Annotated in this window: 18 protein-coding genes and 1 other RNA gene; 10 read left to right on the forward strand and 9 right to left on the reverse strand. The window is 62.2% G+C overall.

Features of this window, described 5'->3' with window-relative positions; translation table 11 throughout:
• Nucleotides 1-33: 33 nt before the first annotated feature.
• The 4 genes from ACU680_RS15465 to ACU680_RS15480 form a co-directional block, all read right to left on the reverse strand.
• On the reverse strand, nucleotides 34-639 hold the full coding sequence (locus tag ACU680_RS15465) for a 5-formyltetrahydrofolate cyclo-ligase (RefSeq protein ID WP_336838837.1): 606 nt from the start codon (nucleotides 637-639) through the stop codon (nucleotides 34-36).
• Between the two features lie 80 nt (nucleotides 640-719).
• Nucleotides 720-898: non-coding RNA, 6S RNA (gene ssrS, locus ACU680_RS15470), on the reverse strand.
• Between the two features lie 30 nt (nucleotides 899-928).
• Nucleotides 929-1,246 carry a cell division protein ZapA gene (locus tag ACU680_RS15475; protein ID WP_007967943.1) on the reverse strand — a complete coding sequence of 106 codons (318 nt, stop codon included), beginning with the start codon at nucleotides 1,244-1,246 and terminating at the stop codon, nucleotides 929-931.
• Nucleotides 1,243-1,452, reverse strand: coding sequence for a TIGR02449 family protein (locus ACU680_RS15480; RefSeq protein ID WP_047597101.1), 210 nt, complete (start codon nucleotides 1,450-1,452; stop codon nucleotides 1,243-1,245). Before ACU680_RS15480 ends, ACU680_RS15475 begins: the two co-directional genes overlap by 4 nt.
• 134 nt (nucleotides 1,453-1,586) lie before the next feature.
• On the opposite strand from ACU680_RS15480, the gene ACU680_RS15485 reads away from it, so the two are divergent.
• The 8 genes from ACU680_RS15485 to gcvH all read left to right on the forward strand — a co-directional run bounded on the left by ACU680_RS15485 (nucleotide 1,587) and on the right by gcvH (nucleotide 10,757).
• On the forward strand, nucleotides 1,587-2,147 hold the full coding sequence (locus ACU680_RS15485; RefSeq protein WP_007967947.1) for a YecA/YgfB family protein: 561 nt from the start codon (nucleotides 1,587-1,589) through the stop codon (nucleotides 2,145-2,147).
• 27 nt (nucleotides 2,148-2,174) lie between these two features.
• Nucleotides 2,175-3,509, forward strand: a complete 1,335-nt coding sequence (pepP, locus tag ACU680_RS15490) for a Xaa-Pro aminopeptidase (RefSeq protein WP_448179891.1) — start codon at nucleotides 2,175-2,177, stop codon at nucleotides 3,507-3,509.
• On the forward strand, nucleotides 3,506-4,693 hold the full coding sequence (ubiH, locus tag ACU680_RS15495) for a 2-octaprenyl-6-methoxyphenyl hydroxylase (RefSeq protein ID WP_448179892.1): 1,188 nt from the start codon (nucleotides 3,506-3,508) through the stop codon (nucleotides 4,691-4,693). The genes pepP and ubiH overlap by 4 nt, the downstream gene beginning before the upstream one ends.
• Before the next feature lie 109 nt (nucleotides 4,694-4,802).
• Nucleotides 4,803-6,020, forward strand: coding sequence for a 2-octaprenyl-3-methyl-6-methoxy-1,4-benzoquinol hydroxylase (locus ACU680_RS15500; protein WP_448180046.1), 1,218 nt, complete (start codon nucleotides 4,803-4,805; stop codon nucleotides 6,018-6,020).
• A 242-nt stretch (nucleotides 6,021-6,262) separates the two neighbouring features.
• Complete coding sequence (locus ACU680_RS15505; protein WP_448179893.1) at nucleotides 6,263-7,267, forward strand: extracellular solute-binding protein; 1,005 nt, start codon at nucleotides 6,263-6,265, stop codon at nucleotides 7,265-7,267.
• A 201-nt stretch (nucleotides 7,268-7,468) separates the two neighbouring features.
• Nucleotides 7,469-9,085, forward strand: a complete 1,617-nt coding sequence (locus ACU680_RS15510; RefSeq protein ID WP_448179894.1) for an ABC transporter permease — start codon at nucleotides 7,469-7,471, stop codon at nucleotides 9,083-9,085.
• Nucleotides 9,086-9,241: 156 nt separating this feature from the next.
• Nucleotides 9,242-10,324 carry a glycine cleavage system aminomethyltransferase GcvT gene (gene gcvT / locus ACU680_RS15515; protein ID WP_448179895.1) on the forward strand — a complete coding sequence of 361 codons (1,083 nt, stop codon included), beginning with the start codon at nucleotides 9,242-9,244 and terminating at the stop codon, nucleotides 10,322-10,324.
• Between the two features lie 49 nt (nucleotides 10,325-10,373).
• Nucleotides 10,374-10,757, forward strand: coding sequence for a glycine cleavage system protein GcvH (gene gcvH, locus ACU680_RS15520; protein ID WP_007967959.1), 384 nt, complete (start codon nucleotides 10,374-10,376; stop codon nucleotides 10,755-10,757).
• Nucleotides 10,758-10,808: 51 nt separating this feature from the next.
• Here the strand turns inward: gcvH and ACU680_RS15525 are convergent, their stop codons facing one another.
• On the reverse strand, nucleotides 10,809-11,948 hold the full coding sequence (locus ACU680_RS15525) for a DegT/DnrJ/EryC1/StrS family aminotransferase (protein ID WP_448179896.1): 1,140 nt from the start codon (nucleotides 11,946-11,948) through the stop codon (nucleotides 10,809-10,811).
• A gap of 156 nt (nucleotides 11,949-12,104) precedes the next feature.
• On the opposite strand from ACU680_RS15525, the gene gcvP reads away from it, so the two are divergent.
• Nucleotides 12,105-14,978, forward strand: coding sequence for an aminomethyl-transferring glycine dehydrogenase (gene gcvP, locus ACU680_RS15530; protein WP_448179897.1), 2,874 nt, complete (start codon nucleotides 12,105-12,107; stop codon nucleotides 14,976-14,978).
• 80 nt (nucleotides 14,979-15,058) lie between these two features.
• On the opposite strand, the gene ACU680_RS15535 is transcribed toward gcvP, so the two are convergent.
• The 3 genes from ACU680_RS15535 to ACU680_RS15545 all read right to left on the reverse strand — a co-directional run bounded on the left by ACU680_RS15535 (nucleotide 15,059) and on the right by ACU680_RS15545 (nucleotide 17,660).
• Entirely contained in the window at nucleotides 15,059-15,379 is a 321-nt protein-coding gene (locus ACU680_RS15535; RefSeq protein WP_169843014.1) for a DUF2388 domain-containing protein, read from the reverse strand.
• 66 nt (nucleotides 15,380-15,445) lie between these two features.
• The gene (gene tfpB / locus ACU680_RS15540; RefSeq protein WP_448179898.1) at nucleotides 15,446-17,230 is read right to left on the reverse strand and encodes a type IV pilus assembly ATPase TfpB; all 1,785 of its coding nucleotides are present in this window, start codon (nucleotides 17,228-17,230) and stop codon (nucleotides 15,446-15,448) included.
• Nucleotides 17,231-17,321: 91 nt separating this feature from the next.
• A complete protein-coding gene (locus ACU680_RS15545; RefSeq protein ID WP_448179899.1) occupies nucleotides 17,322-17,660 on the reverse strand; it encodes an ACT-like domain-containing protein in 339 nt (112 codons plus the stop codon).
• A gap of 126 nt (nucleotides 17,661-17,786) precedes the next feature.
• On the opposite strand from ACU680_RS15545, the gene ACU680_RS15550 reads away from it, so the two are divergent.
• The gene (locus ACU680_RS15550) at nucleotides 17,787-18,257 is read left to right on the forward strand and encodes an Lrp/AsnC family transcriptional regulator (protein WP_007951785.1); all 471 of its coding nucleotides are present in this window, start codon (nucleotides 17,787-17,789) and stop codon (nucleotides 18,255-18,257) included.
• A gap of 134 nt (nucleotides 18,258-18,391) precedes the next feature.
• Here ACU680_RS15550 and ACU680_RS15555 read toward each other — a convergent pair whose 3' ends face one another.
• Nucleotides 18,392-19,762, reverse strand: coding sequence for a CYTH domain-containing protein (locus tag ACU680_RS15555; RefSeq protein ID WP_007967970.1), 1,371 nt, complete (start codon nucleotides 19,760-19,762; stop codon nucleotides 18,392-18,394).
• Nucleotides 19,763-19,891: the final 129 nt, after the last annotated feature.

The following is a 19,891-nucleotide window of genomic DNA, read 5'->3' on the forward strand; positions in this document are numbered from 1 at the left end:
CTGCCTTCCCGACGCCGCTGATCTGCGCGGCGTCTATCCCGCGAAATACCACGCCTTATCGGTGACCGTGCCTTGCAACGGTACATCCCAGCTTGCCTGCGCCAGGCGTTCGACCTTCTGACATTCATGGGCCAGGCCCAGCAACGTCGGCTTGCGCCAGTTCTTGCGCCGGGCCAGGTACGCCAGACTGCGGTCGTAGAATCCGCCGCCCATTCCCAGGCGTCCGCCAACATCGTCAAACCCCACCAGTGGCAACAGCACCAGATCCAGGGTCCAGATCTTGCGCTGAAGAGCCAGATTGGCCCGAGGCTCAAGAATACGGAAGCGATTGGGCTTGAGCTTGTCGCCGGGGCGAATTCGCTGGAACACCATTTTGGTTCGCGGCCAAGCGCTGAGCACCGGCAGATACGTGGCTTTGCCCCGGCGCTGGGCTTCGCGCAGCAGCAGGCGCGGGTCGATTTCACCGTCGGTGGGCAGATACAGAGAGATGTGTTTCGCCCGGCGAAAGTGCGGGTCTTGCGCCAGTTGGCGGAACAGGCCTTTGGCAGCCTGCCGTTGTTCAGCGGGAGTCAGTGAGCGGCGCGCCTTGCGCAGCAGGCGGCGGAGTTGCGGGCGGGGCAGCAGCGCAGGTTCGGTCATGGTTCGGCTTCGGCAGGTGAGGGCGAAAACGCACGCATAAAAAATCCGATGCCGGCAAAAACCGGCATCGGATTCGAATCAGGCTCCCCGGATGAACCGCTGTCAACTTAGCCCTTGAACCCGAAAGTTCAAGGTGGAGGATGCAGTAGACTTTAAGGCTTTCCGTCTGGCGGACATGCACACCAGCCCAACGTGCAACCTCCAGGGTAGTGCAAATCGGCTCAGGGACATCGTCAACTGGCAAGCACCCCAGGGAGTGCCGCGAGTATACCTCAAGCGGCCTGGCGAATCAGCCCTTGCTGATGTCCGGATCGTCGGCCAGCACCAGATCGACACGATCGAGCAAGTCGCGCACCTGTTCACGGGTCGAGCCGCTGGCCTGGATGTCCGGGCGCTCTTCTTTGTGCAAGAGGTCGTGGGTGATGTTCAGCGCGGCCATCACCGCAATACGGTCGGCGCCGATGACTTTGCCGCTGCTGCGGATCTCGCGCATCTTGCCGTCCAGGTAGCGGGCGGCACTGACCAGATTGCTGCGTTCTTCCTGGGGGCAGATGATCGAATATTCTTTGTCGAGGATCTGCACGGTAACGCTATTGCTTGAACTCATGAGTCTTGCTCCAGGGCCTTGAGGCGCGAAATCATCGATTCGACCTTACGCCGGGCGATTTCGTTTTTTTCAATGAGGTGAGCGCGTTCCTCGCGCCAGGTCTTTTCCTGAGCTAGTAAGAGTGCGTTTTGACTCTTTAGTTGCTCGACTCGGCTAATCAGCTTTTCGAGTCTGGCCATCAGCGCTTGCAGGTCGGTGTCTTCCATTGTGTCCACTGAATTCATCTGATGGGCGGCAGGCGCCTGGCTGGCGGACAGCCTTTAATAGTCTTGGCGAGTCTGTCGATGTAGGATACAAGGCCTTCATTCTAGACATAGCGCCGTCTGGCGCCTAGCTGCCCATGACCATTGCGAATTCCCCGTACCAAGCCTTTGCCACCCTGCTGACTGCCAGCGGCCACAACGTCTCGCCTGCCGAACTGCACGGCCTGCTGCTCGGCCGCAGTTGTGCCGGTGCCGGCTTCGATAACGAAGGCTGGCTGATCGACGCCGCCGAACTGCTCGAAGGCGACATCCAGGACAACGTCCGCAACGCCCTGATCGGCCTGCAAGAAATGGTCAAGGGTGAGTTGACCGGCAGCGACGTCACCGTCGTTCTGCTGCTGCCAACCGATGACGCACCACTGGCCGAGCGTGCTGCCGCGCTGGGCGAATGGTGCCAGGGCTTCCTCAGCGGTTTCGGCCTGAACTGCCGCGACAGCAGCATGCTCAGCACCGAAGCCACCGAAGTGCTGCAGGATCTGGCTGCGATCTCCCAGGTGCAAGACGCCCTGGAAGAATCCGAAGACGGCGAAAGCGATTACATGGAAGTCATGGAGTACCTGCGTGTCGCGCCGCTGCTGCTGTTCTCGGAAACCAAGAAAGCCGACGTGCCGCCAGCCGCCAAGCCGTCGTTGCATTAATCGCGTGCCAGGGAAAGCCATCTGCCCATGACCCATATCCCGAAATCGGAATACAGCCGTCGCCGCAAGGCCCTGATGGCGCAGATGGAACCCAACAGCATCGCTATTCTGCCCGCTGCCGCGGTCGCGATCCGCAACCGCGACGTCGAGCACGTCTACCGCCAGGACAGCGACTTCCAGTACCTCAGCGGTTTCCCCGAGCCGCAGGCCGTCATCGTTCTGATGCCCGGCCGTGAGCACGGCGAGTACGTACTGTTCTGCCGTGAGCGTAACGCCGAACGCGAGTTGTGGGACGGCCTGCGCGCAGGGCAGGAAGGTGCAGTCCGTGATTACGGCGCTGACGACGCGTTCCCGATTACCGACATCGACGACATCCTGCCGGGCCTGATCGAGGGTCGCGACCGGGTGTATTCGGCGATGGGCAGCAACCCGGAATTCGACCGCCACCTGATGGACTGGATCAACGTGATCCGTTCCAAGGCGCACCTCGGCGCCCAGCCGCCGAACGAATTCGTTGCCCTGGATCACCTGCTGCACGACATGCGCCTGTATAAATCGGCGGCAGAAGTGAAGGTGATGCGCGAAGCCGCACGGATTTCCGCTCAGGCGCATATCCGGGCGATGCAGGCCAGCCGGCCGGGTTTGTACGAGTACAGCCTTGAAGCCGAGCTCGATTACGAATTCCGCAAGGGCGGGGCGAAGATGCCGGCCTACGGTTCGATCGTCGCCGCCGGGCGCAACAGCTGCATCCTGCATTACCAGCAGAATGACGCGCTGCTCAAGGACGGCGATCTGGTGTTGATCGATGCCGGTTGCGAGATCGACTGCTACGCCAGCGACATCACCCGCACCTGGCCGGTCAACGGCAAGTTTTCCGTCGAGCAGAAGGCTATTTACGAGCTGGTGCTGGCCTCGCAGGAAGCCGCGTTCGCGGAAATCGCCCCGAACAAAAACTGGAATCAGGCGCACGAAGCGACGGTGCGGGTGATTACTGCAGGCCTGGTCAAACTCGGAATCCTGCAAGGCGAGGTCGACGAGTTGATCGCGACCGAAGCCTATAAAGCGTTTTACATGCACCGTGCCGGCCACTGGCTGGGCATGGATGTACACGACGTCGGCGAATACAAGGTCGGCGGCGAATGGCGGGTGCTGGAGGTCGGCATGGCGCTGACCGTGGAACCGGGCATCTACATTGCCCCGGACAACCAGCACGTAGCGAAGAAATGGCGCGGCATCGGCGTGCGCATCGAGGATGACGTGGTAGTGACCAAGAGCGGTTGTGAAATATTGACCAGCGGCGTACCGAAAACCGTCGCCGAGATCGAAGCGCTGATGGCGCAAGCACGGACACACGCGGCATGAGTCGAGTCAATCTGGCAATCATCGGTGGCGGCCTGGTCGGCGCCAGTCTGGCGTTGGCCTTGCAGTCCGGGGCCAAGGCCCGTGGCTGGAAAATCGTCCTGATCGAACCGTTCGCCCCCGGCGACAGCTGGCAGCCGAGCTACGACGCGCGTTCGTCGGCGCTGTCCTTCGGTTCGCGGCAGATCTATCAGCGGCTGGGCGTGTGGCAGGAGATTTCCCGCCGCGCCGAACCGATCAAACAGATTCACGTGTCCGACCGTGGTCGCTTCTCTACCGCCCGTCTGTCGGCGATGGAAGAGGGTGTGCCGGCCTTGGGCTACGTGGTGGAAAACGCCTGGCTCGGCCAGTGCCTGTGGCAGCACCTCGATAAAGACGTGATCAACTGGCGCTGCCCGGCGGAAGTCACGCGCATGGAGCCGCTGCCCGACGGCTATCGCCTGACCCTCAACGATGAAACCATTGTCGAGTGCGATCTGGCGGTGCTGGCCGATGGCGGCCGTTCCGGTCTGCGCGAGCAACTGGGCATCAACGTACGCAAGCGTCCGTACAACCAGAGCGCGCTGATCGCCAACATCACCCCGAGCGAAGCGCACAACGGCATGGCCTTCGAGCGCTTCACCGACGAGGGCCCGATGGCCTTGCTGCCGCTGCCGGACAACCGTTGCGCACTGGTCTGGACCCGCCTGGGCATGGATGCGCAACGCCTGGCAGACCTCAGCGAGCGCGATTTCCTCAGCGAACTGCAAGGCGTGTTCGGCTACCGCCTCGGCACCTTGCAACAGGTCGGCGCGCGGCATTTGTATCCGTTGTCGCTGGTCGAGGCCGAGGAGCAGGTGCGCTCGCATCTGGCCGTACTCGGCAATGCCGCGCACAGCCTGCACCCGATTGCCGGACAAGGTTTCAACCTGTCCCTGCGCGACGCCGATGCCTTGGCCGCCGCACTGCTCGCCAGCGACAAACCGCTGGGCGACTTCGCCACCTTGCAGGCCTATCGCGAGCGCCAGCGTCTGGATCAGGAGCTCACCGTGGGCTTCTCCGATCAGGTCACCCGGCTGTTCGGCAGCACTCAGCCGCTGGTCTCGCTGGGGCGCAACATCGGCCTGCTCGGTCTCGATCTGTTGCCACCGGCCAAGCGCTGGTTTGCCCGTCAGGCCATGGGGCTGGGGACGCGGCCGGATGCTTGAGCGGCGGGTCGGCACTTTCACTTTCAGCAGCGCGCCGCCAACTGGCGCGCTGGCTAAAACCCTTTACGGGCGGCGCATGCCGCCAGCGAGACAGGCTTAAAGCATGGAAATGCGCGCAGATCTGCTGATTGTCGGAGCCGGAATGGTCGGCAGCGCCCTCGCGTTGGCGTTGCAGGACAGCGGCCTCGAAGTGTTGCTGCTCGACGGCAGCCCGCTGAGCGTCAAACCGTTCGACGCGACCGCGCCGTTCGAGCCGCGGGTCAGCGCGCTGTCGGCGGCCAGCCAGCGGATACTCGAACGCCTTGGCGTCTGGGACGGCATCGCCAAACGCCGCAGCAGCCCCTACACCGACATGCACGTGTGGGACGGCAGCGGCACCGGGCAGATTCATTTCTCGGCAAGCAGCGTGCATGCCGAGGTGCTGGGGCATATCGTCGAAAACCGCGTGGTGCAGGATGCCTTGCTTGATCGTTTGCATGACTGCGATCTGGGCATGCTGGCCAACGCACGGCTGGAACAGATGCGCCGCTCCGGCGATGACTGGCTGCTGACCCTGGCCGATGGTCGGCAGTTGCGTGCGCCGCTGGTGATTGCAGCGGACGGCGCCAATTCGGCGGTGCGCCGGCTGACCGGCGTCGCCACCCGCGAGTGGGATTACCTGCATCACGCCATCGTCACCAGCGTGCGCAGCAGCAAGCCGCACCGGATGACCGCGTGGCAGCGTTTCACCGATCACGGGCCGCTGGCGTTCCTGCCGCTGGAGCGCGATGGGCAGCAGGACTGGTGCTCGATCGTCTGGTCGACTACGCCGAGTGAAGCCGAACGCCTGATGGCGCTGGATGAAACCGCGTTCTGCGGTGAGCTGGAGCGTGCATTCGAAAGTTGCCTGGGCGAGGTGATCAGCGCTGATCCGCGTCTGTGCGTGCCGTTGCGTCAACGCCACGCCAAGCGCTATGTGGCCGAAGGGCTGGCGTTGATCGGTGATGCGGCGCACACCATTCACCCGTTGGCCGGGCAGGGTGTGAACCTCGGCTTCCTCGATGCGGCGGTTTTGGCTGAAGTGCTGTTGCAAGCCGCCGAACGTGGCGAGCGTCTGGCCGATGTGAAAGTGCTGAGCCGCTACGAGCGTCGGCGCATGCCGCACAATCTGGCATTGATGGCGGCGATGGAGGGCTTCGAGCGCTTGTTCCAGGCCGATCCGCTGCCGGTGCGCTGGTTGCGTAACGCCGGGTTGAAGCTGGTGGAGCAGATGCCGGAGGCCAAGGCTCTATTTGTTCGCGAAGCCCTTGGCCTTACAGGCGACCTTCCGGCGCTCGCCAAACCCTGAAGGCAATTACTTCTTTGTGGCGAGGGAGCTTGCTCCCGCTGGGCTGCGAAGCGGCCTCAAAAGCCATTTTGGCAGCATTGGGAGTCCTTCGATCTCCAGCGGGAGCAAGCTCCCTCGTCACAGAGACCAGCAATTTGCAGGTCATGCAACATCTGGTAACTCCTTGGAAAAGAGTTCGATTGAGGTGGTAAATGTGAGTCCTTATCATTTGGCCCACATTTTCCGACCGAGAGACCACTCCCATGTTGGCACCCAAGCGTCTTCTGACCGCACTGGCCCTGACCCTGATCGGCAGCACCACCGCCCAGGCCGCCGACGAGGTGGTGGTCTATTCCTCGCGCATCGATGAACTGATCAAACCGGTGTTCGACGCCTACACCGCGAAAACCGGGGTGAAGATCAAGTTCATCACCGACAAGGAAGCGCCGCTGATGCAGCGGATTAAGGCCGAAGGCGAAAACGCCACCGCTGATCTGCTGCTGACCGTCGATGCCGGCAACCTCTGGCAGGCCGAGCAGATGGGCATTCTGCAGCCGTTCACTTCCAAGACCATCGACGCCAACATTCCCCTGCAATATCGCTCCTCGACTCACGCCTGGACCGGCCTGAGCCTTCGCGCGAGAACCATCGCCTATTCCACCGAGCGCGTTAAGCCGGGCGAACTGACCACCTACGAAGCGCTGGCCGACAAGAACTGGGAAGGGCGCCTGTGCCTGCGCACGGCGAAGAAGGTCTACAACCAGTCGCTGACCGCGACCATGATCGAAGTGCACGGCGCCGAGAAGACCGAGAAGATCCTCAAGGGCTGGGTCAACAACCTGTCCACCGATGTGTTCTCCGATGACGTTGCGGTGCTGGAAGCGATCAACGCCGGGCAATGCGATGTCGGCATCGTCAACACCTACTACTACGGGCGCCTGCACAAGCAGAAACCGGACCTGCCGGTGAAACTCTTCTGGCCGAATCAGGCCGATCGCGGCGTACATGTGAACCTGTCGGGTATCGGTCTGACCAAACATGCACCGCACCCGGAAGCCGCCAAGGCGCTGGTCGAGTGGATGACCACGCCTGAGGCGCAGAAGATCTTCGCCGACGTCAATCAGGAATTTCCGGCCAACCCGGCAGTGGCACCTTCGGAAGAAGTGGCGGCGTGGGGCAAGTTCGTCGCTGATACCTTGCCGGTGGAAGTGGCGGGCAAGCGTCAGGCGGAAGCCATTCGCATGATGGATCGGGCGGGCTGGAACTGAGCCGGCCACCACGGCGAGCCCTCTGTGGCGAGGGAGCTTGCTCCCGCTGGGTCGCGAAGCGGCCCCATGGCGCCCTTGCGTCTGGCGTGAATTGAACTGTTATCCTCCTGCGGCTGCTTCGCAGCCGAGCGGGAGCAAGCTCCCTCGCCACAACATGTGGTCGACGTCGAATGGGCGTTGGCCCTCTTGCAGAGAACCCCCTTGGCCCACCCCGCCCAACGCCGCTGGTACCCCATCGTCCTCGTCATTGCCGCGCTGGTGCTGTTGCCCCTGAGTGTTCTGCTGTTGTCGTGGCAGACCATCGATCAGCAGATCTGGTCGCACCTGTGGGAAACCCAGATGCCGCGCCTGCTGGGCAACACCCTGACGCTGGTGCTCGGCGTCGGCGTCGGCGTTACGTTGCTCGGTGTCAGCCTCGCCTGGCTCACCAGCCTCTGCGAATTCCCCGGACGCCGCTGGCTCGACTGGGCTCTGATGCTGCCGTTCGCCATCCCGGCCTACGTGTTGGCGTTCGTCTTCGTCGGCCTGCTGGACTTCGCCGGCCCGGTGCAAACCCTGCTGCGCGAATGGTTCGGCAGCGGCCTGCGCTTGCCGCGAGTGCGTTCCACCGGCGGGGTGATTGTGGTGCTGGTGCTGGTGTTTTACCCCTACGTTTATCTGTTGGCGCGCACCGCGTTTCTCGCGCAGGGCAAAGGCCTGATGGAGGCGGCGCGGGTACTCGGGCAATCGCCATGGCAGGCGTTCTGGCGGGTGGCGTTGCCGATGGCGAGGCCGGCGATTGGCGCCGGTGTGGCGCTGGCGCTGATGGAGACGCTGGCGGATTTCGGTGCGGTGTCGGTGTTCAATTTCGACACCTTCACCACCGCCATCTACAAGACCTGGTACGGCTTCTTCAGCCTGCCGAGCGCGGCGCAACTGGCCAGTCTGTTGCTGCTGGTGGTGATGCTGGTGCTGTACGGCGAGCGGCGTGCGCGCGGCGCCAACCGGGCGAGCAACGAGCGGCCACGGGTCAAGGCGTTGTATCACCTGCGCGGGCTCAAGGCGTTCGCGGCGACTGGCTGGTGCGCTCTGGTATTTGCCTGCGCGTTCGTGATTCCAGTCCTGCAACTGATTGTCTGGTTCTGGCAGCGCGGGCGCTTCGACCTCGATGAGCGCTACGCCGGGCTGATCCTGCACACCCTGTATCTGGGCGGCATGGCGGCGTTGATCACCGTCAGCGTCGCGCTGCTGCTGGCGTTTGCCCGACGTCTGGCGCCGACCCGGGCGATCCGGTCCGGGGTCAGTCTGGCCAATCTTGGTTACGCGTTGCCGGGTTCGGTGCTGGCGGTGTCGATCATGCTCGCCTTCAGCTATCTCGATCGCGAACTGGTGATTCCGCTGTCGGACTGGCTCGGCGGCGCCGGCAAGCCGCTGCTGCTGGGCAGTCTGGCGGCGTTGCTGATGGCCTATCTGGTGCGCTTTATCGCGGTGGCCTACGGGCCGTTGGAAAACAGTCTGGCGCGTATACGGCCTTCATTGCCCGAAGCGGCACGTAGCCTGGGTGTCAGTGGGCCGCGACTGTTTTTCAAAGTGTATCTGCCGCTGTTGCTGCCCGGCACGTTGAGCGCGGCGTTGCTGGTGTTCGTCGATGTGCTCAAGGAAATGCCCGCGACCCTGCTGATGCGCCCGTTTGGCTGGGACACGCTGGCAGTGCGGATCTTCGAAATGACCAGCGAGGGCGAGTGGGCACGGGCGTCGCTACCGGCGCTGACCCTGGTGTTGGTCGGCCTGTTGCCGGTCATCGGCCTGATCCGCCGCTCGGCGCACCGAAACACTTAGTAGTGAGTCCTGAATCATGCGGCTACAATGCGCGGCATTCGGTGCGGTTCGTCTGACAGACCCGTTCGCTGAAATCGGCTGAAAGCCTTCTGTTTCGCGGCTTTCACCCCGTACAGCGGCTGTCCGCACCTTCGCCACGCCCGGAAGGAGAAACCCATGGGACAGCGTACGCCTCTGTATGACCTGCATCTCGCCCTCGGCGCGAAGATGGTCGATTTTGGCGGTTGGGACATGCCACTGCATTACGGCTCGCAGGTCGAGGAACACCACGAGGTGCGCCGCGATTGCGGGGTGTTCGATGTTTCCCACATGACCGTTATCGACGTTGATGGCCCACAGGCCAAGGCCTGGCTGCGGCATTTGCTGGCCAATGACGTCGAGCGCCTGCACCGCCCCGGCCGCGCGCTCTACAGCACGATGCTCAACGAGCATGGCGGCATCGTCGACGACATGATCGTCTATCGACTCGAAGACCGTTATCGTCTGGTATTCAACGCCTCCACCCGCGATCAGGATCTGGCGTGGATGCAGGCACAGGTCGGCGGTTACGACGTGCAATTGCACGAGCGTCAGGATCTGGCGATGCTCGCCATTCAAGGCCCGCAGGCCCGGCAGAAAATCGCCGAACTGGTGACCCAGTCCCGCGCCGCACTGATCCATCACCTGAAACCGTTTGAAGCCGAAGTCGATGGCGACTGGTTCATTGCGCGCACCGGTTACACCGGTGAGGACGGCCTGGAAATCGCCTTGCCGGCCGAGCAGGCGCCGGGATTTTTCAACGATCTGATCGGTGCCGGCATTTCGCCGATCGGCCTCGGCGCCCGCGACACGCTGCGGGTCGAAGCCGGGATGAACCTCTACGGCCAGGACATTCATCAGGATGTATCGCCGCTGGCCTCCAATATGGCCTGGAGCATCGCCTGGGAACCGGCTTCGCGGCAGTTTATCGGTCGCTCGGCGCTGGAAGCGGAAAAAGCCGCCGGCGTGGCGTACAAACTGGTGGGTCTGGTGCTTGAGGAACGCGGTGTTTTGCGCGCCCATCAGGTGGTTCGTATCGCCGATGTTGGCGAAGGAGAGATCACCAGTGGTAGTTTCTCTCCTACGCTAAGCAAATCGATTGCCCTGGCGCGTGTACCGATGGCCACCGCCGACCGCGCCGAAGTGGAAATCCGTGGCAAGTGGTATCCGGTACGAGTGGTCAAACCGACCTTCGTGCGCCATGGAAAAACCTTGATCTAACCTTTTTCCGGCGGGCCTGACCGCTGACAATTTCTTGAGGACACCGAGCATGAGCAATATCCCCGCTGAACTGCGTTTTGCCGAAAGTCATGAGTGGGCACGTCTGGAAGCCGACGGCACCGTTACCGTAGGCATCAGCGATCACGCGCAGGAAGCGCTGGGCGATGTGGTGTTCGTCGAGTTGACCGAAGTGGGCAACAAGTTCGCCGCTGAAGATCAGGCCGGTGTGGTCGAGTCGGTGAAAGCCGCTTCCGACATCTACTCGCCGATTGCCGGTGAAGTGATCGCCGTCAACGAAGAGCTGAGCGGCACGCCGGAGCTGCTGAATACCGATCCGTACGGTGCGTGGATCTTCAAGCTCAAGCCGGATAACGCGGCTGATCTGGAAAAACTGCTGGACGCCGCCGCCTACAAGGCTGCAATCGGCGAATAATCCTCGCCCCGTGTAGGAGCTGCCGAAGGCTGCTCCTACAGGTAGTGTGGTTTAGGGCTTCAATACGGCTTTGACTGCCGCCACCGAACGCTCGACGTCGTCCTTGGTCATGCTGGTGAACATCGGCAACGACACAATCAGTCGCCCGACGCGTTCCGCTACCGGCAACATCCCTTCCTTGAATCCGCGTTCGCGGTACAGGCTCAGCAAGTGAATCGGCGGGTAGTGATAACCGATGCCGATGCCGTGCGCCTGCATCTGCTCCATGAACGTGGCCCGCGCCGGCAAGCCATCCTTGCGCTCCGGCAGCACCAGCTGGAACAGATGCCAGTTGCTCTGGGTGAAATCCGCTGGCGGCAGTTGCGCGCCATAGGTTTTTTCGAAGTCGTCGCCAAAACACTTGAAGTAGTGACGGGCCAGTGCCTGACGATGGGCGGTCAGCGCCTCGATTTGTGCGAACTGTCCCAGGCCGATAGTGGCGGCGATATCGGTCATGTTGAACTTGCCGCCGAGCACGTCGACGTCCAGACCATCGAAGCCGTTGCGGGTCACACCCTGCAAACGGTACTTCTCCGCCAACCGCGCTTCTTCCGGGGTGTTCAGCACCAAGCAGCCACCCTCGGAGCAGGTAACGTTCTTGTTCGCCTGAAAACTGAACGACACGAAATCGCCGGTGGCGCCGATACGCTGACCGTTCCAGCTCGAACCCAGGGCCTGAGCGGCGTCTTCGACAATGCGCAGGTTGTGTTTGCGCGCGATGGCATATAGCCGATCCATGTCCACCGGCAGGCCGGCGAGGTACACCGGAATCAGCGCTTTGGTGCGCGGGGTTATCGCTGCTTCGAGCTTGTCCAGATCGATGTTGCGGGTCACCGGGTCGATGTCGGCGAACACCGGGGTGGCGCCGACTTCGAGGATCACGTTGGCGGTGGCGACCCAGGAAATCGGCGTGGTGATCACTTCATCGCCCGGCCCGATACCGGCGATGCGCAAGGCGATTTCCATGGTGCAGGTGCCGGAGTTGAAGGTGCGCACCGGGCGCCCGCCGAAGTATTCCGACAGCTGTGCTTCAAAGGCCTGGACCTTCGGCCCGCTGGTGATCCAGCCGGAGCGCAGCACGTCGCCGACGGCGGCAATCGTGGCTTCATCGATGACAGGTTTGGAAAACGGCAGGAACGGCAGTTGGCTCATGAGGGTTCGATCATCCGAAAGTTGGACGCCTGATGCAGGCGCTACAGCATGCCCCGGAACACCCGGTGCCGCCAAGCCGTGCGCGTCAGGATCGGCTGCTATGCTGGTTTGACCGTGTTGCATTGACGCCGAGCGCCAGCCAAGAGAGAGCCCGTCATGTCCCAGTTGCCATCCTTGAGCCAGTTACGCGACCCCGAAGCCTTCCTGCGCCGCCATTTGGGCCCCGACGCCGCCGAACAGCAGGCGATGCTCGACAGCCTGGGCCTCGGCAGCCGGGTCGAACTGATCGAGCAGACGGTGCCGCCGGGCATTCGCCTGAATCGGGCGCTGGACTTGCCACCGGCCCTCGATGAGCAGACAGCGCTGGCGAAATTGCGCGGTTATGCCGAGCAGAACCAAGTGTGGACCAGCCTGATCGGCATGGGCTACCACGGCACGCTGACGCCGACCGTCATCCTGCGCAACGTGCTGGAAAATCCCGGCTGGTACACCGCCTACACCCCGTATCAACCGGAAATTGCCCAGGGCCGTCTCGAAGCGCTGCTGAATTTCCAGCAACTGACCATCGACCTCACCGGGCTTGAACTGGCCAATGCTTCGTTGCTCGACGAAGCCACTGCTGCCGCTGAAGCCATGGCGCTGGCTAAACGCGTGGCGAAGTCAAAGAGCAATCTGTTCTTCGTCGATGAGAACTGTCATCCGCAGACCATTTCCGTGGTGCAGACCCGCGCCGAAGGTTTTGGCTTCGAGTTGATCGTCGATGCTGTGGATAACCTCAGCCGGCATCAGGTGTTCGGCGCGTTGCTGCAGTATCCCGACACGCACGGCGAGATCCGCGACTTGCGTCCGCTGATCGATCAACTGCACGCACAGCAGGCGCTGGCCTGTGTGGCGGCGGATCTGCTGAGTCTGTTGCTGCTGACGCCGCCGGGTGAACTGGGTGCGGATGTGGTGTTCGGTTCGTCCCAGCGCTTTGGCGTACCGATGGGCTACGGTGGCCCGCACGCGGCGTTTTTCGCCAGCCGCGAGGAATACAAACGGGCGATTCCCGGGCGGATCATCGGCGTGTCGAAAGACGCCCGTGGCAATGTGGCGTTGCGCATGGCCCTGCAAACCCGTGAGCAACATATTCGCCGCGAGAAGGCCAACTCGAACATCTGCACCGCGCAGGTGCTGTTGGCCAACATCGCCAGTTGCTACGCGGTTTATCACGGGCCGCAAGGCTTGAAACGCATCGCCCAGCGGGTTCATCGGCTGACCTGCATTCTGGCGGCGGGCCTGGAGCGCCATGGCCTGCAGCGGGTCAACGGGCAGTTTTTCGACACCCTCACGCTGGAGGTTGGCGGCGCGCAGAGCGCGATCATCGACAGCGCCAAGGCTGCGCAGATCAACTTGCGGATTCTTGGCCGTGGGCGAGTGGGGTTGAGCCTCGATGAGACGTGCGATGAAAGCACGGTGGCTAAATTGTTTGATGTGCTGCTGGGCGCCGATCATGGGTTGAATGTCGACGAAATTGATGCAGAAGCGCTGATTTCCGGCATTCCCGGCCAGTTGCAGCGCACCACGCCGTACCTGCGCCACCCGGTGTTCAACGCGCATCACAGCGAAACCGAGATGCTGCGCTACCTCAAGCAACTGGAGAACAAGGATCTGGCGCTCAACCAGTCGATGATCCCGCTGGGCTCCTGCACCATGAAACTCAATGCCACCAGCGAGATGATTCCGATCACCTGGCCGCAGTTCGCCAATCTGCACCCGTTCGCGCCACGGGAGCAGGCGGCCGGTTACACCTTGATGATCGAAGAGCTGGAGCGCTGGTTGTGCGCGATTACCGGGTTCGATGCGATCTGCATGCAACCGAACTCCGGCGCTCAGGGCGAGTACGCCGGGCTGCTGGCGATTCGCAAATATCACGAGAGCCGGCATCAGGGCGGGCGGGACATTTGCCTGATTCCGTCCTCGGCCCACGGCACCAACCCGGCCTCGGCGCAAATGGCCGGGATGCGCGTGGTGATCGTCGAGTGCGACGAGGCCGGCAACGTCGATTTGGACGACCTGAAAACCAAGGCCACCGAGGCGGGCGACAAGTTGTCGTGCCTGATGGCGACCTATCCATCGACCCATGGTGTGTACGAGGAGGGCATCAGCGAGATCTGCGAAGTGATCCACCAGCACGGCGGGCAGGTGTACATGGACGGCGCCAACCTCAATGCGCAGGTCGGGCTGGCGCGGCCGGCGGACATCGGCGCCGATGTGTCGCACATGAACCTGCACAAGACCTTTTGCATTCCCCATGGCGGCGGCGGGCCGGGCATGGGGCCGATCGGCATTCGCGCGCATCTGGCGCCGTTCGTTGCCAATCACCCGGTGGTGCCGATTGACGGCCCGTTGCCGCAGAACGGCGCGGTCAGCGCGGCGCCGTGGGGCAGTGCGAGTATTTTGCCGATCAGCTGGATGTACATCGCAATGATGGGGCCGCAACTGGCGGATTCCAGCGAAGTGGCGATCCTCGCGGCAAACTATCTGGCACAGCATTTATCCGGCGCATTCCCGGTGCTCTACACCGGGCGCAACGGGAGGGTGGCCCATGAATGCATTCTCGATTTGCGGCCGTTGAAGGCGCAGACCGGGATCAGCGAAGAAGATGTCGCCAAGCGCCTGATGGATTACGGCTTTCACGCTCCGACCATGTCATTCCCGGTGCCAGGGACGTTGATGGTCGAGCCGACCGAGAGCGAATCCAAGGCCGAACTGGACCGCTTTATCGGCGCCATGCTGAGCATTCGTGCAGAAATCACCGAAGTGCAGAACGGCAACTGGCCGGCGGAGGACAATCCGCTGAAACGTGCGCCGCATACCTTGGCGGATGTCACTGGCGTCTGGGAGCGGCCTTACAGCATCGAACAGGGCGTCACCCCGGATGCGCACACCAAGGCGCACAAGTATTGGCCGGCGGTGAATCGGGTGGATAACGTTTATGGGGATCGCAATCTGTTTTGTGCCTGCGTCCCGGTGGACGATTACCGCTGAAGAGCAAAAGATCGCAGCCTTCGGCAGCTCCTACAGGGACCAGTGTAGGAGCTGCCGAAGGCTGCGATCTTTTGATTTTTTTACTCGGAGGCCACTGCGTTCTTCGCCAGAATCGCATTCGCCAGTTCCATGTCCGTGGCCTGCAGGCCCGGGTTGTCGGCACGGACTTTCTGCATGGCTGCCTCCAGGTATGGCCCACGGATGCCGCCATCGCTGGCAACGAAGCTGCCGGCATCGTCCTGTGCGGCAACGATCAGCTTGTGATCCTTGAAGGTCAGATAGGTCGAACCGGTGGTGGCGCCGGACGAAATGACGTTCCGCCAAAAGCTGTCGGCCATCGCTGAACCAACGGGAAGGGACAGCAAGGCAAGGGTGGCGACAGCAAGTTTGAGACGCATGATTGAGTGACTCCTGGGGGTTAACTACGGCGTTGGATTGCGATTTCCCCGATCCGGTTCCGTAGTGGCCTATTTCTGCTCGCTCTGCGGTGTCACCCGCAGTACTTCTTCAAGGGTGGTCAGCCCCGCCGCGACCTTTTGCGCGCCCGACAGTCGCAGGCTGCGCATGCCTTCCTTGAAGGCTTGCCGGCGGATGGCGGTGAGGTCGGTGTCCGGGGTGATAAGGGCTTTGAGGTTATCGCTCAACTGCATGATTTCGTAGACCCCGGCGCGCCCGCGATAACCGGTGTCGCGGCACTCCAGACAACCGATGGCCCGTTGCGCATTGCCCGGCAGCGGCGCTTGCCACGGGCGGGTCAGGGTCTGCCAGTCTTCCTCTTCCAGCGTCAGCGGCGCCTTGCAGTGCGGGCACAGGGTGCGTACCAGGCGCTGGGCCATGACCCCGAGCACCGTGGCTTTGATCAGATAGTGCGGCACGCCGAGTTCCAGCAGACGGCTGATCGCGCTGGGCGCATCGTTGGTGTGCAGGGTCGACAGCACCAGGTGGCCGGTGAGTGCAGCCTGAATCGCCATTTCCGCGGTTTCCAGATCGCGGATCTCGCCGATCATGATGATGTCCGGGTCTTGCCGCATCAGCGCACGCACGCCGGCGGCGAAGCTCAGATCGATGTTGTGCTGCACCTGCATCTGGTTGAAGGCCGGCTCGACCATTTCGATCGGGTCTTCGATGGTGCAGAGGTTGATCTCCGGCGTCGCCAGTTTCTTCAGCGTGGTGTACAGCGTGGTGGTCTTGCCCGAACCAGTGGGCCCGGTGACCAGAATGATGCCGTTGGGCTGGCGGGTCATGTCCTGCCAGCGGCGCAGGTCGTCGGCGGAAAAACCCAACTGATCGAAGTCCTTGAGCAGCACTTCCGGGTCAAAAATCCGCATGACCATTTTTTCGCCAAACGCGGTGGGCAGCGTTGAAAGCCGCAGCTCCACTTCGCCACCGTCCGGGGTCTTGGTCTTGACCCGGCCGTCCTGGGGTTTGCGCTTCTCGGCGACGTTCATCCGCCCGAGGCTTTTCAAGCGACTGACGATCGCCATGGTCACCTGCGGCGGGAATTGATAGACGTTGTGCAGCACGCCGTCGATGCGAAAGCGCACGGTGCCCTGTTCGCGACGCGGTTCGATGTGGATATCACTGGCGCGCTGCTGGAAGGCGTACTGGAACAGCCAGTCGACGATGTTGACGATGTGCGCGTCGTTGGCATCCGGCTCCTGATCGCTGGCGCCGAGGTTGAGCAGTTGTTCGAAGTTGCCGAGGTTGCCGCTCTGCGCGTCGGCAGTGCTGGCGCCGCTGACCGATTTGGCGAGGCGGAAGAACTCGACGCTGAAGCGCTGGATGTCCACCGGATTGGCGACCACCCGTTTGATCGGCAGCTTCAGCACATGGGTCAGGTCGGCCTCCCAACCGGTGACGTAAGGCTGAGCGCTGGCGACCACCACCGCATCGCGGTCGACCGCTACCGCAAGAATCTTGTGCCGTTGGGCAAAGGCGTAGGACATCAGCGGGGTGATCGCCGCAACGTTGATCTTCAACGGGTCGATACGCATGTACGGCTGGCCGGCCTGCTGCGCCAGCCACAGGGTCAGGCTTTCCAGGTCCAGATGTTTGCCCGGACGGCTGAGGTCATCCAGTTGCTGGCTGGCGATAAATTCCAGCGGATGCTGCTGGCCATGGGTCGCGTGGCGGCGCCGGGCATTGAGCGCCTGCTCCGCCGAGTCCTGGCTGATGAAGCCTTGGGCGACCAGTTCACGCAACACATCGTTGAGATCCAGCCAGCGGTCCTGAGTGGCGAGTTGAACGGACATGCGGGCTTCCTTTTAAACGACTGTGCGCAAAGGATAGTCGTGGCCCCGCCGACCGTTGGGCCACTACCCGACAAAGGCGTTGCCGGATTTTTCAGGCGCTGGCCTGCGCCGGCGCATCCCACGCCGTATCGGCGTTTTGCAGGTTGACCGAGCAGACGCTGATCAGGTTACGAAGTTTTTCCGCAATCACCTGGGCGCGATGCCAGCTCAAACCGTCGATGACGATATTGATCGACAGCAAATCGTCGAGCCGCTCGACGTGGACCTGCTGCGGGGTGAGGAATTGCAGGGCGAACAGGTTCAGCACCCGTACCAGCAGATCCGGCTCGGCTTCGGCGAGCAACTGGTAACACGCGCAGCAGTGGGCGTTGTTGACGTTCCACACATCGGCGCGGGGCGCGGGGGTATTCACGGCTTCGAGGTGAGGCATGTCCGGTCTCCAGAGTCAGTGGAGAAATTTTTACATTCGATGCCGGGCATTTCTTGTCTAAGATGAGCGGATCAGTGGATTGCTCGACAAGAAAAATTCGTAAAATGATCATTTTGAGGATTGGTTATGCACAGCGAATTGGACAGTTACGACCGGCGCATTCTCGCCTTGCTGCAAGAGGATGCTTCGCTGTCCAGTGCACAGATCGCCGAGCAGGTGGGCCTGTCGCAATCGCCGTGCTGGCGGCGCATTCAAAGGATGAAGGAGGAGGGGATCATTCGCGGCCAGGTGACTTTGCTTGATCGCAAGAAGATCGGCCTGAATACGCAGATCTTCGCCGAGATCAAACTCAACGCCCACGGGCGCTCGAACTTCACCGAGTTCACCGAGGCGATTCGCGGCTTTCCGGAAGTCTTGGAGTGTTATGTGCTGATGGGCGCGGTGGATTTTCTGTTGCGGATTGTCGCGGCGGACATCGAGGCGTATGAGCGATTCTTTTTCGAGAAGCTGTCGCTGGTGCCGGGGATCCAGGAAGTGAATTCGATTGTGGCGCTGTCGGAAATCAAGTCGACGACCAGCCTGCCAGTCTTGCGCTGATCCTTTTGTGGCGAGGGGATTTATCCCCGATGGGTCGCGAAGCGGCCCCAAAATCTGCAATTGCAGGAATCGGGAGTCCTTCGGCCTCCAGCGGGAGCAAGCTCCCTCGCCACAGTTTCAGGTGTTGCTGAGCATCACATACGCAGCAGCATTTTCCACGCACGATTCTGATAAACCGCAATCGCCTGCTGTTTGCGCGCATCGAGCAGTTCGTCAGTGATCGTCGGTTCGTTGGCCAGTTGCGCCAGTTTGTTCAGCTCGCCGTACAGGCGATCCATTTCCGCGATCTCCAGCACGTTGCGCGCGTGGTGCAGCCAGACCTGGATGCGTTCGATGCGCGGCAATTGCTCGGCCAGATCTTCCGGTTGCTGCTGATAACGCTGCAATTGCAGGGACGTAGCTTCTTCGCCCAGCATGCGCGGCAGCCAGCTGTGCAGTTGCGCCGCGCCCTGGCGATTGCCGCGGGTGTTACGCTCGGCGGTCCAGGTGCGGGCCAACAGCCAGCGCGAAACCGTCAGCGAAAACAGGCCCCAGCGCGGGTCCTCCAGCTCTTCAAGGAATTGCTCCGGCGCCGCCTTGCGCACGTCTTCGTCTTCGATGCCGACCTGAACCAGCGGGCGCCAGTCTTCGAGCAATGCGTCCAGCGCCACGCGCAGGTCGTGAGTCGCCGGACGCGGTGCGGCCTGGCCGAGGCTGCTGAGCAGGGCGCGCATTTCCGCGAGGTTCTCGACCCAGTCCTGCAGCAGGCGCCAGTGGCCGTTGAAGCGATATTGTTCGGCCAGACGCTGGCTGCTGCCGAGCAAGTGCCAGGCTAGAGCGGCAAAGGCGTCATCGAGTTGGGTTTCCGGGGTCAGTTGCGGCGCCGGCAGGCTCAGCGAGTAGCTGTTGGCGTCGTACAGACGGTAGCCGCGCTCGGCCTTGCTGATGTCGCACGGCATCAGGGCCAGGGTCTCGGCCAGTTCGGCAGCCAGTTCCAGCAGTGCGGCCGGTTCGCCTTCGCGCAATTCCAGTTCCAGCTCGCAGATTTCTTCTTTCTGTTTGCCGACCACCACGTGACCGAGATCCAGTGCGGCTTCGATCACCACCTTGGCCTTGCCGCGACCCCAGGCGATCTCCGCGCGCTCGCGGACGAAATCGGTGGTGAAAATCGGCTTCAGGGTTTTCTTGTCCAGCTCGGCCAGCGCCTCGGGCCAGCATTCGCCGTCGAGTTTCTTCACGTCGAGCTTGGCTTTGGGCAATTTCCAGTCGTACTCATTACGCTCGGACAGACCGGCCACGCTCTGGCCGCGGGTCTTGAGGGTCTGAATCACTTCGTCACCGTCCTTGCGCAGGCGCAGGGCGACTTTGGCCTGAGCCAGATCGCGCTCGGGGGTGTCGAAGTACTGGTTCATCAACTCACGGCGTTCCCAGCCATTTTTGTTGCGTTTTTTCAGGAGCGGGTGCTCGCGCAGGGCAGCGAGGGTTTCGCGGCTGACGCGGAGTTTGATTTCGGTTTCTTTCTGCATGGCCGGAAAATCCAGGATCGGGAGCGCAGCCGGGGGAATGTGTGGCTGCCAAGGCCGTGCAGTGTACAGGACTGATCGGTCCTACGCCCTGCGGCGGTTTATTCCGAGCGCCGGATGGCTCTATGATGG

It is taken from the genome of Pseudomonas sp. LF020, from assembly GCF_053456425.1.